Here is a 1474-nt window from a genome sequence, read left to right as displayed (position 1 = left end):
TTGAGCGTGGAGGTGTCGTGAGTCAAGGGGCTCGCGCCCTTGTTGGATGATGGGTTCTGCGAAGAATCACATCGTCTACCGAAGGACGCGAGCCATGTTCCAGCCTACGGGCCCACACCTGTCCCTGCCCACTGCCAGCAGCGTCATTGACGCAGTTCGGGATCCGACCTCGGTGGTGTTCAACCTGGACGGTTACCAGGTGCTCGCAGCCTGTGATCTGCCGCTGGGCGGCCGGCGGGTCAGCGCCGTTGCCAACAGCGTCGAGGCGGCCTGCCCTGACTGCGGGGTGGTCTCGACTCGGGTGCATCAGCGCACCCGCCAGCGGGTCAAAGACCTCGGCGTCGGCGGCAAGGACATCGAACTGGTGATCATCAAACCCCGGTTCCTCTGCGCCGAGGCCGCCTGTGCTCGGCGGACTTTCACCCAGGTCACCGACCAGCTTCCTTTCCGTGCCCGGTGCACCGCCCGGTTGAAGGCAGCCGCCGTCGAAGCAGTGCTGGATGAGGGGATGCCGATCTGGCGAACCTGCGCCCGCTACCAGCTTGGGTGGGCAACGATCAACACCGCCGTCACTGCCGATGCCCTCACCATCCCTGCCCCGGACATGGTGCCGGTACGAGCACTCGGGATTGATGAGCACCGCTTCGCCCGCGCTAAGTGGTTCAAGCACCCCGAGACTGCTCAGTGGTGCCGGGTCGAACCGTGGATGTCGACCTTCGTCGACGCCGACACCGGCCACATCCTCGGCGTCGTCGATGGCCGCTCCAGTGCGAACATCACCCGCTGGCTGAAGCAACGTTCCCAGGCGTGGCTGGAGCAGCTGCAGGTGGTCGCGATCGATCCCTCCAGCGCGTTCCGCAACGCCGTGCGCCAGGTGCTGCCGGCGGTGGAGATCAGCGTTGATCATTGGCACGTAGTCCGCCTGGGTAATCAGATGCTCACCGAGGTCCGCCAACGAGTCACCCGCGAAGTCCTGGGCCGGCGGGGCCGGAAAGAGGACTCGGTGTGGGCTCACCGGATGCTGCTACTCCGGGCAGGCGATCGACTCACCGACGCCGGACTCCACCGGTTAGAGCAAGTCTTCGATGATGAGGACTACGAGCAGGTCGCAGCTGCCTGGGCGGTCAAGGAGCGCCTGCGGGCCCTGCTGGCCGCCAGGGACATCCCGGCAGTCCAGAACGCCCGGATCGACTTCGAAATGGCGGTGGCCGCCGCTGACATGGCCGAGACCGATAAACTCGCCGCCACGGTGGCGAAGTGGTGGACCGAGATCAAAGTCTTCGTCCGCACCCAAGTCACCAACGCCAGGACCGAGTCGGCGAACACCGGGATCAAGCAGATCAAGCGCACCGGCCGCGGGTTCCGCAACCAGAAGAACTATCAATCACGTATCCTAGGCACCAGCGTCAGGCAGACACGCCGACGCCGCAGGATCCCCCACCAACAAGGGCTCCACGCTCAACGGTGAATAGCC

At 65.2% G+C, this 1474-nt stretch carries 1 protein-coding gene; it reads left to right on the top strand.

Features of this window, described 5'->3' with window-relative positions:
• Positions 1–94 precede the first annotated feature (94 nt).
• A complete protein-coding gene (locus ACZ1IK_RS11150) occupies positions 95–1468 on the top strand; it encodes an ISL3 family transposase (protein WP_465098514.1) in 1374 nt (457 codons plus the stop codon).
• Positions 1469–1474 lie beyond the last annotated feature (6 nt).

This window comes from Micrococcus sp. CS26 (assembly GCF_055522295.1).
Note: the sequence above shows the minus strand (reverse complement) of the source record. Positions and strands in the feature narration are given on the sequence as shown.

Excerpts from the sequence above, each read along its gene's own strand:
- ACZ1IK_RS11150 (WP_465098514.1), top strand. The coding sequence starts at position 95 with ATGTTCCAGCCTACGGGCCCACACCTGTCCCTGCCCACTGCCAGCAGC.